Source organism: Frisingicoccus sp. (genome assembly GCF_048388605.1).
Classification (GTDB): domain Bacteria; phylum Bacillota; class Clostridia; order Lachnospirales; family Lachnospiraceae; genus Frisingicoccus.
On sequence record NZ_DBGCTU010000035.1, the window covers coordinates 46,630 to 59,864 of the forward strand.

12 protein-coding genes are annotated in these 13,235 nt (G+C 47.5%); all 12 read left to right on the top strand.

Annotated elements, in window-relative coordinates:
- Positions 1–4 precede the first annotated feature (4 nt).
- Entirely contained in the window at positions 5–1,099 is a 1,095-nt protein-coding gene (aguA, locus tag ACMN7X_RS09130; RefSeq protein ID WP_418747155.1) for an agmatine deiminase, read from the top strand.
- A 164-nt stretch (positions 1,100–1,263) separates the two neighbouring features.
- Positions 1,264–2,595, top strand: a complete 1,332-nt coding sequence (glnA, locus tag ACMN7X_RS09135) for a type I glutamate--ammonia ligase (protein WP_418747156.1) — start codon at positions 1,264–1,266, stop codon at positions 2,593–2,595.
- A 39-nt stretch (positions 2,596–2,634) separates the two neighbouring features.
- Positions 2,635–3,186 carry an ANTAR domain-containing response regulator gene (locus ACMN7X_RS09140; RefSeq protein ID WP_418747157.1) on the top strand — a complete coding sequence of 184 codons (552 nt, stop codon included), beginning with the start codon at positions 2,635–2,637 and terminating at the stop codon, positions 3,184–3,186.
- Between the two features lie 12 nt (positions 3,187–3,198).
- Positions 3,199–4,230, top strand: coding sequence for a DUF4349 domain-containing protein (locus ACMN7X_RS09145; protein ID WP_418747158.1), 1,032 nt, complete (start codon positions 3,199–3,201; stop codon positions 4,228–4,230).
- Positions 4,231–4,291: 61 nt separating this feature from the next.
- Positions 4,292–4,585, top strand: coding sequence for an Asp-tRNA(Asn)/Glu-tRNA(Gln) amidotransferase subunit GatC (gene gatC, locus ACMN7X_RS09150; protein ID WP_418747159.1), 294 nt, complete (start codon positions 4,292–4,294; stop codon positions 4,583–4,585).
- 10 nt (positions 4,586–4,595) lie between these two features.
- A complete protein-coding gene (gene gatA, locus ACMN7X_RS09155; protein ID WP_418747160.1) occupies positions 4,596–6,107 on the top strand; it encodes an Asp-tRNA(Asn)/Glu-tRNA(Gln) amidotransferase subunit GatA in 1,512 nt (503 codons plus the stop codon).
- Entirely contained in the window at positions 6,107–7,546 is a 1,440-nt protein-coding gene (gene gatB / locus ACMN7X_RS09160) for an Asp-tRNA(Asn)/Glu-tRNA(Gln) amidotransferase subunit GatB (RefSeq protein ID WP_418747161.1), read from the top strand. Before gatA ends, gatB begins: the two co-directional genes overlap by 1 nt.
- An 88-nt stretch (positions 7,547–7,634) precedes the next feature.
- Complete coding sequence (locus tag ACMN7X_RS09165) at positions 7,635–8,801, top strand: exonuclease SbcCD subunit D (RefSeq protein ID WP_418747162.1); 1,167 nt, start codon at positions 7,635–7,637, stop codon at positions 8,799–8,801.
- Positions 8,798–11,632 carry an AAA family ATPase gene (locus ACMN7X_RS09170; protein WP_418747163.1) on the top strand — a complete coding sequence of 945 codons (2,835 nt, stop codon included), beginning with the start codon at positions 8,798–8,800 and terminating at the stop codon, positions 11,630–11,632. The genes ACMN7X_RS09165 and ACMN7X_RS09170 overlap by 4 nt, the downstream gene beginning before the upstream one ends.
- A 269-nt stretch (positions 11,633–11,901) precedes the next feature.
- Entirely contained in the window at positions 11,902–12,216 is a 315-nt protein-coding gene (locus tag ACMN7X_RS09175; RefSeq protein ID WP_418747164.1) for a type IV toxin-antitoxin system AbiEi family antitoxin domain-containing protein, read from the top strand.
- Between the two features lie 38 nt (positions 12,217–12,254).
- Positions 12,255–12,665, top strand: coding sequence for a nucleotidyl transferase AbiEii/AbiGii toxin family protein (locus ACMN7X_RS09180; protein WP_418747179.1), 411 nt, complete (start codon positions 12,255–12,257; stop codon positions 12,663–12,665).
- A 128-nt stretch (positions 12,666–12,793) separates the two neighbouring features.
- Positions 12,794–13,084, top strand: a complete 291-nt coding sequence (locus ACMN7X_RS09185) for a hypothetical protein (protein WP_418747165.1) — start codon at positions 12,794–12,796, stop codon at positions 13,082–13,084.
- The last annotated feature ends 151 nt before the right edge of the window (positions 13,085–13,235 follow it).

Here is a 13,235-nt window from a genome sequence, read left to right on the forward strand (position 1 = left end):
CTTTATGGCAAAAATTATAAAAGGTTCGACGCCGAAGCAGGATGGATTTTATATGCCGGGCGAATATGCTCCCCAGGAAAAGGTGTGGATGATCTGGCCGGAAAGAGCCGATAACTGGCGTCTTGGCGCAAAACCGGCCCAGGAGGCTTACGCCGATGTGGCCAGAGCTATTTCGGAATTCACCCCGGTGACGATGCTTGTATCTTCTGCCCAATATGAAAATTGCAGAGCCCGTTTGCCGGAGAATATTCGTGTGATCGAGATGAGCAGCAATGACGCCTGGTGCCGGGACAGCGGCCCTTCTTTTCTGGTTAATGGCAGGGGAGAAAAAAGGGCTTGTGATTGGACCTTTAATGCCTGGGGCGGCCTTGTGGACGGGCTGTATTTTCCGTGGGACGCGGATGATCAGATTGCCGGGAAAATATGTGAAATTGAAAATATAGACCGATATCGGAGAGACGATTTTATCTTAGAGGGCGGTTCCTTTCATGTAGACGGGGAAGGCACCGTGCTCACCACAGAGATGTGCCTGCTCAGCGAAGGCAGGAATAACCGGCTTACCAGAGAAGAAATTGAGGAAAACCTGTGCGAATATTTAAACTGCGAGAAAGTCCTCTGGGTAAAAGACGGAATCGACCCGGAAGAAACCAATGGTCATATTGACGATGTGGCCTGCTTTGTGAAGCCGGGTGAGGTGGTCTGTATTTATACGGATGATTCAGAGCATCCGTTTTACAGACAGGCCCGGGCCGCCTATAGCTATTTGTCCGAGGCAAGGGATGCCAGAGGGCGGAAGCTGAAGGTACATAAGCTGTGCCTTACGAAGCATCCTGTCTATATGGAAGGAGCGGATACCATTGATCGCAGGGCGGGGACCATTCCGCGCAGGGATGGGGAATTATGCATTGCCTCTTATCTTAATTTTCTTATTACAAATGGAGGGATTATTGCACCCCAGTATGGTGATGAGAATGATAAATTAGCGTTGGAGCAGTTGAAAAATATATTTCCGGAGTACAAAGTGGTTGGCGTGTACACCAGAGAAATCGTTTATGGCGGCGGAAATATTCATTGTATTACACAGCAGCAGCCGAAATAGAGAAGGCCGTATCATGAAATTTGTGATGCGGCCTTTTAATAATAAGGTCAAATTTCAGGTTGACTATTGACAAAATATGGGGATAACTGATATGATTAGCCCATAACACAAAGGCGTGCTTAACTGTATAAGTACGCCTTTTTTTAAAAAAGGAGTGAATAGGATTGTCGAGATATACAAAACAGGATATCATTCGTTTGATTCAGGATAATGACGTTGAATTTATCCGTTTGCAGTTTACAGATATCTTTGGGACCTTAAAAAATGTGGCGATCACGGCCAGTCAGATAGAAAGAGCGATGAATAATGAATGTATGTTTGACGGTTCGGCCATTGAGGGGTTTGTTCGGATTGAGGAATCGGATATGTATCTTTATCCGGATCTGGATACATTTCAGATTTTTCCGTGGCGTCCGCAGCAGGGAAAGGTTGCCCGTCTGATCTGCGATGTCTATCGTCCGAATGGGGAACCTTTTGAGGGAGACCCGAGATATATTTTAAAGAAAGTCATTAAACAGGCGAAAGATATGGGATATACCTTTGAAGTCGGCCCGGAATGTGAATTTTTCCTTTTCCATACGGATGACAACGGCATGCCGACGACGATTACTCATGAGAAGGGCAGCTATTTTGATCTGGGACCGGTGGATCTGGGGGAAAACGCCCGCCGGGATATGGTGCTGAACCTGGAGGATATGGGATTTGAAATTGAGGCCTCTCATCATGAAGTGGCTTCCGCCCAGCATGAGATTGATTTTGCTCATAATGATGCCCTTCAGACAGCGGATGATATTATGACATTGAAGCTGGTCATTAAATCGATTGCAAAGCGCCACGGTCTCCATGCTTCTTTTATGCCGAAGCCAAAATCCGGTGTTTCCGGTTCAGGGATGCATATTAACATGTCTATGCAGAAAAATGGACATAATATATTCTATAACCCGGAAGGTGAACTGGAATTGAGCGAAGATGCTTATCATTTTATTGCCGGTATTCTGGCCCATGCCAAGGGAATCACGGCGTTGACCAATCCTTTGGTAAATTCCTATAAACGGCTTGTAGCCGGATATGAGGCGCCGATTTATATTGCGTGGTCGGTGATGAACCGGAGTCCGCTGGTGCGTGTACCTGCGGCCCGCGGTGAAGCGACTCGTGTGGAGCTGCGATGCCCGGATCCGGCATGTAATCCGTATCTCGTGCTGGCTGTCTGCCTGGCTGCCGGACTGGAAGGAATTAAGAAAAAACTTGTTCCTCCGGCAAGGGTTGACAGGAATATTTTTGAAATGACCAGGGATGAGAAGGAAGCGCTTCATATTGAAAGTCTTCCGCAGGACTTGTGCGAGGCAACCAGGGAACTTGAGAAGGATGCTTTCGTACGCAATGTATTGGGAGAACATGTCAGCGAGAAGTATATAGAAGCGAAATATAAGGAATGGGAAAACTATCGTATACAGGTTACTGAATGGGAAATCGAAGAATACCTGTATCGTATTTAAACATGAGAACCGACATACAGCAAAACCGAGGTGATGGAAATGGTCAGCATAATCGTAGCCTTTAAGAAACAGACAGATGCGGCAAATATACGAAATTTGTTGACACGGTTTGGGTATAATGTAGTCGGGGTTTGTACAACCGGCGCAGCCGTTCTCAATGTCATAGATCAGATGATCGATTCGGATGGCATAGTGATCTGCGGCTGTCGTTTGGGTGATATGGATTATTTCCATCTGCATAAATTTTTGCCTGAATATTATGAAATGGTTATCATGGGTTCTCAGGCTGCCTTAGGGCAGGTCGAATCGGAGGATGTTTTAAAAATCACATTGCCGATGAAAACCCAGGCATTTATCAATAATATCGGGCTTTTGGAAACAACGATGATGCGCAGGCGAAAAAAACGCCGTGAGATGCCGAGAAGCCGTTCGGGGGAAGAACGCATCCTGATTGAAAACGCAAAAAGTTTATTGATGGAAGCGAAGAAATATACGGAAGAGGAGGCGCATCGTTATCTCCAGAAAACCAGTATGAGCAATGGAACCAGTATTGTGGAGACGGCTCAGATGGTCATGGAGCTATTTGGATAGACAGGAGGTCTTATGGTTAAAAACAATCGGGGGAAATATTTTATTCTGGCAATATCTTTGATGTTTATACTGCTCATGACGGCATGCGCAGGTGTTTCGACAAAAGAGGAGGTCACCGAACAGTCGGCGGTAAGCTACGGCGCAAACAATTATGCGGCGGCAAATTACAGCTATGACGGTGCGGCAGCAGCTGATGAGGGCACCGTTGCGGCGGACGGTCTTCAGAAATCTGAGGAAGCCGGCGATGCGTCCGGCACCGGGAATAGTTCTATTTTATCGGAGGACACGGCTGCGGCTGAGGGCGGGCGGAAGTTGATTCATGAAGCCAGCCTGGATGTGGAGACAAAGGATTTTGATGCTTTTACTTCAAAATTAGCGGAAGAAGTGGAAGAATTTGGCGGCTACCTGGAATATTCCAGCGTAGGCGGCAGCAGCTATCTGTCCGAGGGCAGTCAGCGCACTGCCTGGTATACGGCGCGGATCCCGGAGGCTCAGCTGGATGCCTTTCTCGCAAAGATCGGAGATAATGGCAATATTACAAATCTGTCTAAAAATGTCAGGGATATTACATTGGAATATGTGGATGTGGCTGGACGGATTTCATCATTGGAAGCGGAACTCAGCCGTTTAAACGAGCTGCTTGAACAAGCCTCATCCATGGAAGATATTCTGGCAATAGAATCTAAAATTTCGGATGTCCGCTATGAGCTGGAATCCTATCAAAGCCAGATGAACACTTATGATAATCTGATCAATTACAGCACGGTGAATATTTCTGTTCTGGAAGTGGATGTGGTATCAGCCGGTCAGAGAGATTCGGCCTGGAAACAGATTCAAAGCGGTTTTATGAACAGTCTTTACGGCCTGGGACGGGGACTGAGCAGCTTTATCATCGGGCTTCTCAGCTCAATTCCTTATTTGGTGGTGCTTGCCGTAGTGATCATTATTGTTACGGCGCTTGTCAGGAAGGCGGCCCGTAAGCGGCGGGGAAAGAAGAAAGAACGTCCGGCGCAGCAGTCGGAGACAGATAAAAAAGATGAGTAAAAAAGGCTTTCCCGGAATTTTTTAATTCCGGGAATCCTGTTTTGTATAGGAGGATGGACGAATGGCAAATGTAATTTCGGATGAAACCATCGAATATGTCGGTATTCTGGCGAAGCTTGAACTGTCTGAGGAAGAAAAGGAGCAGGCGAAAAAGGATATGGGCAGTATGCTGGATTATATTGATAAATTAAATGAGTTGGATACTTCCGGCGTAGAACCGATGTCCCATGTATTTCCGGTACATAATGTCTTCCGGGAAGATGTGGTGGTGAACGGAGATACCCGTGAAAAGATTCTGGCAAATGCACCGAGGGAAAAAGACGGCAGTTTTGTGGTGCCAAAGACGGTAGAGTAGGAGGAAGACCATGGATTTAATGCAGTTGACCGCAGTGGAACTGGGGAAAAAGATTAAAAATAAAGAAGTGACTGTGAAAGAATGTGTGGAAGCTGCCCTTGCTCAGATTGATGCCGTGGAGGGGCAGATTCACAGCTTTGTCACGATAGACAGGGAGAAAGCCTTAAAAAAAGCGGAAGAAGTTCAGGCGAAGATCGATGCCGGTGAACTGACAGGCCCGCTGGCCGGTGTCCCTGTAGCGATTAAAGATAATATGTGTACGGAGGGATTGCTGACGACCTGCAGTTCAAAAATTCTCTATAACTTTGTGCCGACTTACACCTCCGAGGCCGTGCTGAATCTGGAGAGAGCCGGAGCGGTGATCATCGGAAAAACCAATATGGATGAATTTGCCATGGGAAGTACGACGGAGACATCCGCCTTCGGAGTGACGAAAAATCCGTGGAATACGGCCCATGTGCCTGGCGGTTCCTCCGGCGGTTCCTGCACCGCTGTGGCGGCGGAGGAAGTTCCCTATGCCCTCGGTTCCGATACGGGCGGTTCGATCCGCCAGCCGAGTTCCTTCTGCGGCGTGGTGGGAATCAAGCCGACCTATGGCACGGTTTCCCGTTATGGGTTGATTGCCTACGGTTCCTCTCTGGATCAGATCGGGCCGGTGGCAAAGGATGTGACGGATTGCGCGACGATTCTGGAGGCCATCGCTTCCTATGATCCGAAGGACAGCACATCCGTTCAGAGGGAGGATTATGATTTTACAGCGGCGCTGGTGGATGATGTGAAGGGGCTTCGCATCGGTATTCCGAGGGATTATTTCGGAGAGGGCCTGGATGAAGAAGTCAAAACCGCCGTGCTCGCCGCAGCGAAGGCGCTGGAAGAAAAGGGCGCTATTGTGGAAGAATTTGATCTGAGCCTGGTGGAATATGCCATTCCGGCGTATTATGTCATTGCATCGGCGGAGGCCAGCTCCAATCTGGCCCGTTTTGACGGTGTGAAATACGGTTACCGCACAGAAGAATATGAGGGACTCCACAATATGTATAAAAAGAGCCGTTCCGAGGGCTTCGGGCCGGAGGTCAAACGGCGGATCATGCTGGGCTCCTTTGTGCTCAGCTCCGGATATTATGATGCCTATTATCTGAAGGCCCTGCGGACAAAGGCTTTGATCAAACAGGCATTTGATAAAGCCTTTGAAAAATATGATGTGATCCTTGGACCGGCGGCGCCGACTACCGCCCCAAAGCTGGGGGATTCTCTCAGTGATCCGATCAAGATGTATCTGGGCGACATATATACGATTTCCGTCAATCTGGCCGGGCTTCCGGGCTTATCCATGCCATGCGGCACAGACAGCAAGGGCCTGCCGATCGGCGTGCAGATGATCGGGGATTGCTTTAAAGAAAAGAATATTATCCGGGCAGCCTATGCCTTTGAAAAGACCAGAACATATCAGCGTCCGGCCCTTGCGGCCCGGAAAACCTGCGATCAGGACACAGCGGCATCCGCCGGGAAAGGAGCAGAATAATGGCAAAACAGTATGAAACCGTCATTGGACTGGAAGTCCATGTGGAACTCGCAACAAAAACAAAAATCTTCTGTTCCTGCAGTACGGAATTCGGAGGGGCGCCGAACACCCACACCTGCCCGGTATGTACCGGAATGCCCGGGTCTCTGCCGGTGCTGAATAAGCAGGTGGTGGAATATGCCATTGCGGTAGGTCTGGCGACGAACTGCTCCATTACCCAGTATTGCAAATTTGACCGGAAGAATTATTTTTATCCGGATAATCCGCAGAATTATCAGATTTCGCAGCTTTATCTGCCAATCTGTCGAAACGGCGGAGTGGAGATTGAAACGGAGAGCGGCGGCAAAAAAATTGTCGGGATCCATGAAATCCATATGGAGGAGGATGCGGGAAAACTTATTCATGATGAGTGGGAGGATGCTTCTCTGGTGGATTACAACCGTTCCGGCGTGCCTCTTATAGAAATTGTATCCGAGCCGGATATGCGTTCCGCGGAGGAAGTCATCGCCTATCTGGAAAAACTTCGAATGATCATTCAATATCTCGGAGCTTCCGATTGTAAGCTCCAGGAGGGTTCCATGCGGGCCGATGTCAATCTGTCCATTCGCGAGGTGGGGGCGGAAGCCTTTGGAACGCGGACAGAGATGAAGAATCTGAATTCATTTAAAGCCATTGCCCGGGCCATTGAAGGCGAGCGGGAGCGGCAGATGGACTTGCTGGAAGCGGGCAAACCGGTGATTCAGGAAACAAGACGGTGGGATGACAACAAAGAAACATCCTACGCCATGCGTTCCAAAGAGGATGCCCAGGATTACCGTTATTTCCCGGAGCCGGACCTTGTTCCGATCATCATCAGTGATGAGTGGATTGAAGAAATCCGAAGCCGTCAGCCGGAGCTTCGGACGGAAAAGCTGGAGCGTTATAAGGAGGAATACGATATTCCTCAGTATGATGCGGAAATCATCACTTCCCATAAAAAACTGGCGGATATTTTTGAGGCGACGGTGGCCCTCGGCAAAAAGCCGAAGGAAGTGTCCAACTGGCTTATGGTGGAAACCATGCGCCTCTTAAAAGAGAATGATATGGAGCCATCGGATCTGACCTTTGCGCCGGAAAATCTGGCTAAACTGATCGGCCTGATTGAGAAGGGCGCCATCAACCGGACAACGGCGAAGGAAGTTTTCGAGAAAGTATTTGCCGAAAATGTAGATCCGGAGGTTTATGTGGAAGAAAAGGGCCTGAAGATTGAGGCCGACGACGGCGCCCTCAAAGGGATCATCGAAGGCATTGTCGCCGCAAATCCACAGTCGGTGGCCGACTATAAAGCCGGAAAGAAAAAAGCGATCGGATTTCTCGTTGGGCAGACGATGAAGGCGATGAAAGGCAAAGCCGACCCGGGAACCGTCAATAAAATGTTGACTGAAATTTTGAATAAATAGGACGATAAAGCCATTGTACAGAAGGCATCCTTAAAGTTATAATAGATTTTAAGGATGTCTTTTAATATTTTGCGGCAGGAGGTTGACTTTGAAAATATTTCATATTGCCGATTTACATATCGGAAAACAGTTAAACTATTATAATTTAAAAGAAAATCAGGAAGATATATTGAATCAGATCGTGGAAAAAATGGAGGAATACCGGCCGGATGTATTGCTCATTGCGGGGGATATTTTTGATAAATCCATGCCGTCGGGGGAGGCCTACGGCTTATTCGACAGCTTTTTAAATAAGGCTTCGGCGCTGCGCCCGGCCATTCCCATCTGTATGATCGCCGGAAATCACGATTCGCCGGAGCGGTTGAATTATGCCAGTAGTTTTATGGAAAAGCATCAGATATATATATCGGTCATGCCGCCCCAGAGGGAAAACGTCTATCTGAAAAAAGTCGTATTGGAGGATGAATGTGGCCCGGTGAATATTTATCTTTTGCCCTTCACAAAGCCGGGATTTGTGCGAACCTTATTTCCCGAAATAGATATACCGGATTATGAGACCGCCGTCCGGGCGCTGCTTGAGCGGGAAAATATGAACTCTGCTCAGCGGAATATTCTTGTGTCCCATCAGTTTTATCAGAGTTCGGGATGGGAGACGGCCACCTGCGATTCGGAGCAGGTGCTTTTATCCGTCGGCGGCCTGGACCGTATCGATATTTCTGTTTTAAGGGATTTTGATTATGTGGCCCTCGGCCATCTTCACGGTCCTCAGAAGATTAAGGAGGCGCATATTCGATATGCGGGTTCTCCATTAAAATATTCGGTCAGCGAGGAACGGCATCATAAATCCATCACAATGGTAACGCTGGGAGAGAAGGGAACAAAGCCGATAATCGAGCTGATTCCGCTGAAGGCAAAGCAGGATGTCCGCAGCGAGCGGGGGACGCTTAGAGAAATTCTGGACATGGCGGAGGAGAAACGCCGCCATGATTTTATCAGTGTGACGGTAACCGATGAAAACGAGCCGTATCGGATGAAAGAGATGCTCCGGGAAGTTTATGATTATCTTCTGGAAATCCGGGTGGATAACGCGCGAACACGGAAACGGCTGGAAATTACTTCGGAAAGACAGGAAAATCTGACGCCGCTGGAAGCCTTTCGGGCATTTTATGAAGATGTGGGGAAATGTTCGATGACGGAGGCCGAAGAATTGCTGCTTGAAAAAACATTTGAACAATTGACGGAGGATGGCGAATGAAACCGTTAAAATTAATACTTTCCGCCTTTGGTTCCTATGGCGGAACCGAGTGTGTGGATTTTGAAAAAATGAGGCAGGGGCTTTTTCTGATTACCGGGGATACGGGCGCCGGGAAAACGACGATTTTCGACGGCATTTCCTATGCCCTGTACGGGCAGACAAGCGGGCGGCGCCGGGACGGCGATATGATGCGCAGCCAGTATGCTTCGGATACGGATGAGACTTATGTGGAATTTACCTTTTGTGAAATGGGAAAGACCTACACGATTCGACGGAATCCGACATGGGAGCGGCGAAGCCGGAGAAAAAATAAGGCCGGGGAATATGCGCTGACCAAAGAAAGCGCCAAAGTGGAACTGACAATGCCTGACGGTAAAATTTTTCCGGGAAAAATGAAGGAAACAGATCAGAAAATCGTGGAAATTATCGGCATGGATATGAACCAGTTCAGCCAGGTATCCATGATCTCTCAGGGCGATTTTATGAAACTTTTACTGGCAAGCTCTAAAGAACGTAAAGAAATCTTTTCCCGGATTTTTCCGACAAAAATTTATTGGCAGATTCAGAACAGCCTGGCGGAGCAGGAAAAAGAGATGTATCTTGAATTGGAAGATGTGCGGAAGACCTGCCGGCATGAACTGGAAAATGTTCAGTGTCTTCCGGAAAGCGACTACCGGGAGGCATGGAAGGAAAAGGGAACTTTTTCTGATGTGGATAACAGCGAGTGGATGAATCTGTTGAAAGCAATGATTGAGGAATTGGAGACTTTTGAGAAGAATCTAAAAAAATCATTGGAGAAGGTCGATCAGACTCTGGCTGCCGGGAAGGATTTTGAAGCGAAAGAGCTTCGAAAAGAACAGTTTCTGGCTGAAATGAAGCGGTTAAATGATGAATTGCCGCAAATTCGGCAGCAGATGGAGGAGAGCGGAAAAATACTGGAAGAGCGGCGTTCCCTCTATGAAAGTGAATGGCCGAAAAAGCAGGAACAGTGGTTAATTTTAAGCCGGGAAATGCCGGAATATGATCGATTGGCCGAGGAAGATAAAAAATTAAAACAGCTCAGAGAGCGGCTTCGTGAGTGTGGGGCAGCGGCGGCGAATACAGAAAAGAAGGAAAAAGAAATAAGGCAGCTTCGGGAAACATTGTTGAGGGAGCAGGAGAATCTGCAGGACAGCGGCGTCCGGCTGAATCAGGCCGAGCAAAAGCTGAAAGACTGCGGCGAAGCGATGGAAGTGTTAAAGCAGCTTTGGAATAAAAAAACACTGTGGGAAAAATACATTTCAGAAGAAGCGGCAGCAAAGAAAAAGGCGGAAGAAAGCATTTTGCATTATCAGAAAATGTCTCAGCGCCATGATTTGATTTATGAAAAGTTTATCGCCGCCCAGGCCGGACTTATGGCACAGAAGCTTGTCGAAGGTGAGCCCTGCCCGGTCTGCGGCTCATTGCATCATCCGGCGCTCCATCCGGAGAGCGGAGAAATCATAGACCGGCAAATGGTTGACAGGGCGAAGGCTGAACGGGAAGCCGCGGAGAAAGCGGTGGAAAAGGCGCGGAAAAACTGTCAGAAGTTGTCGGAACAGGGCGCGGAACTGAAAAGCGGAATTCTTCATGAAGCCGGAGATCTGATGGCGGATTCAGAACAGCTGTTTGAAACGGGTGGTTTTTGGAAAAAAGTATTTGAGCTGGGACGTCACAGCCAGCAGGCATGGCAGCAGGCAAAACAGCAATGGCAGCAGATAAAAAGTGAAAATATCCGTTTCGAAAAAAACGCTGAGAAATTAAAGGAATTTGAAGAGAAACAGGAATTGTTGCGAGATAAACATATGCATCTTGCACAGCAGCAGGCGTCCCTGGCAGCCGAAGAAAAAAGCCGCACAGAGGGAATGATTCTTCTTCAATCGAAAATGAGTTTCTTCTCAAAAAAAGAGGCGGAGCAGCGCATGAATAACCTGAAAAAAGAAATGGATCAGTTAAAAAACGTTTTGAAAATGGCCGAAGAAGCAGTGGAAACTCGGACGGCAAATTTCCAACGGAAACAGGGTCGCCTGGGCGAGCGTCGGCAGACGATGCTTCAGGCGGAAACGGAAGCCGCTCAGGCCGGAAAAATTTACAGAGCAATGTTGGAAGCCGGCGGCTGGCCGGAAGAAACAGACAGGGATATGCTTGAAAAAAACCGGGAAAAGCTGTTGGAACAGGAGAAAAATATTTATGCTGTCCGGCAGACGAATCAAAAGGCCTGCAATCGGCTGGAAAAGCTGTTGAAGGACTATGGCGAAGAACAGGAAAATTTTGCCCGCCTTCGGCATTTGAGCCGAATAGCCAACGGACAGATGCCCGGAATGCCTCGAATTGATTTTCAGACGTATATGCAGCGCCGTTATTTCCGGCAGATGGTGGATGCGGCGAATCGTCGTTTGATTGGAATGAGCAGTCATCAATTTCTTTTGGAATGTCGCAGCCTGGACAACCTCGGGCGGCAGGGAGAGGCCGGGCTGGATTTGGATGTGTACAGCCTGGTCAACGATAACATTCGGGATGTTAAGACCCTTTCCGGCGGCGAATCCTTTATGGCGGCCCTGGCTCTGGCCCTGGGAATGGCGGACGTCATTCAGCAGGAAGCCGGAAAAATCCATGTGGATACACTGTTTATCGATGAAGGTTTCGGAAGTCTGGATGAAAACGCCCGGAATCAGGCCATACGCATTTTGAGCGAATTGGCCGGAACTGACCGACTGGTGGGAATTATTTCCCATGTCAGCGAACTAAAAGAACAGATAGAGCAGAAAATTGTGGTGAAAAAAACAGATAGGGGCAGCCGGCTGCTTGTGTGACGCTAAATATAAAATGGAGATGAAGTAAATGATGTCTATCGTGTAAATCTGAGAATACGGAAGGAAACTTTTATTGAATTGTTTGGCGAAGTACCCGGATAACCTGGATATGCGTATTGAAGCCTTCAGAGCAGACTTTTGGGGTACTGCAATCATACATTCAGGAGGCTTATGCAGATGTAAAGAAAAAAATCAGGAAATGATCGAAACGGTAAAATTTTAATAAGAATTGTGTATGATGATTGTGAACTTACATAGGAGGAAAGTCTGTGGTTTATGAATCAGAGCATATGATATTGGAAAGAAGGAAATTGATGGTGGCAGTTATATCGGAAAATAAAAAATTCATAACAATTGCCGAGCTGAAGGAACTGGGATACACGTACTATAAAATTGGTAGGCTCGAAGAAGGTGGAGAACTTAAGAGAATTAATCGCAGCACCTATGAGAACCTTTCCTATACCGGTGATGAGAACGATTTTTTTAGTGTCGAGGCATTTGCTCCGGAGGGAGTCATCGGCTTTATGAGTATGCCAGGAACCTCCGCAGCGAGAAGGCGGTCAGGACATATCTGGAGGTGTTGACCTACTATGGTTTAGAAAGAGCAATATAAAGAATTTCCATATCAAAGTATGCAGAGCATTTCGTGCTGAAAGGCGGAATATTTTTCTATGCGATTTTTGACAGAAATTATGAGAGGGTCACCACAGATATAGACCTGCTTGCAAGACGGATTTCAAACAGCAGCGAGGAGGACATCACGGAATTTAAGGAATATCATGGCTTGCACGTTTCGATTGTGGGATATCTTGATAGGACAGGAATCCCGGTGAGCATAGATATCGGATTTGGAGATGTGATTTATCCGGATGCCGTGAAGATGGATTTTCCGGTGCTCCTTGATATGGAAGCACCGAAGGTCAATGCTTATTCGATGGAAACGTTGATTGCTGAAAAGCTTGAGGCAGTCATACATAATGGATATATGAATAGCCGGTATAAAGATTTCTATACCTTATCGCGCGGAGCCTGACGAAGCGCGCCCATGCGAAGCATCTGATATACGGGATGCCCGAATGGGTATACCTTATCGCGCAAAGCGCGCCCATGCGGAGCATTTGACATACGGGATGCCCGAATGGGTATGATATTTATGTGCTTATGAACAAATATACATTTCAGTACGGGGAGATAAAAAATGCAGTTATTGAGACTTTCCAAAACCGAGGTACAGAAATGTCGATGGGTACGGCCGCTTTTGGAGAAGAATTTATTCACGATCCGTTACACCAAACGAGATGGAAGTTTTTCATGAAAAAGAAAAAGGCAATGATTCAGGTTTCACTCGAAAATGCCATATCGGGTGTGAAGGTGTTTGCTGCACCGCTGCTTGATGTTGACAGTGAGATTTGGAGCAAATGGAATCCAGAGAGAAGAATGTGGGAGAAGTAAGAACGGCTGTTGCTTAATCCTTCAGGAACAGGATTTTTGGATAAATTTCTGCCATCCATTGATTCTTCGATTAATTCCTTATGGGAATTTGAGAAACTGTAGACATTCAGGAGCTGGTTGTGAAATCGGCTCTGTCTGCAGTGGCTGGAAA

Excerpts from the sequence above, each read along its gene's own strand:
- gatB (WP_418747161.1), top strand. The coding sequence starts at position 6,107 with ATGGCAAAACAGTATGAAACCGTCATTGGACTGGAAGTCCATGTGGAA.
- aguA (WP_418747155.1), top strand. The coding sequence starts at position 5 with ATGGCAAAAATTATAAAAGGTTCGACGCCGAAGCAGGATGGATTTTAT.
- ACMN7X_RS09185 (WP_418747165.1), top strand. The coding sequence starts at position 12,794 with ATGAACAAATATACATTTCAGTACGGGGAGATAAAAAATGCAGTTATT.
- ACMN7X_RS09145 (WP_418747158.1), top strand. The coding sequence starts at position 3,199 with ATGGTTAAAAACAATCGGGGGAAATATTTTATTCTGGCAATATCTTTG.
- ACMN7X_RS09170 (WP_418747163.1), top strand. The coding sequence starts at position 8,798 with ATGAAACCGTTAAAATTAATACTTTCCGCCTTTGGTTCCTATGGCGGA.
- ACMN7X_RS09140 (WP_418747157.1), top strand. The coding sequence starts at position 2,635 with ATGGTCAGCATAATCGTAGCCTTTAAGAAACAGACAGATGCGGCAAAT.
- gatA (WP_418747160.1), top strand. The coding sequence starts at position 4,596 with ATGGATTTAATGCAGTTGACCGCAGTGGAACTGGGGAAAAAGATTAAA.
- gatC (WP_418747159.1), top strand. The coding sequence starts at position 4,292 with ATGGCAAATGTAATTTCGGATGAAACCATCGAATATGTCGGTATTCTG.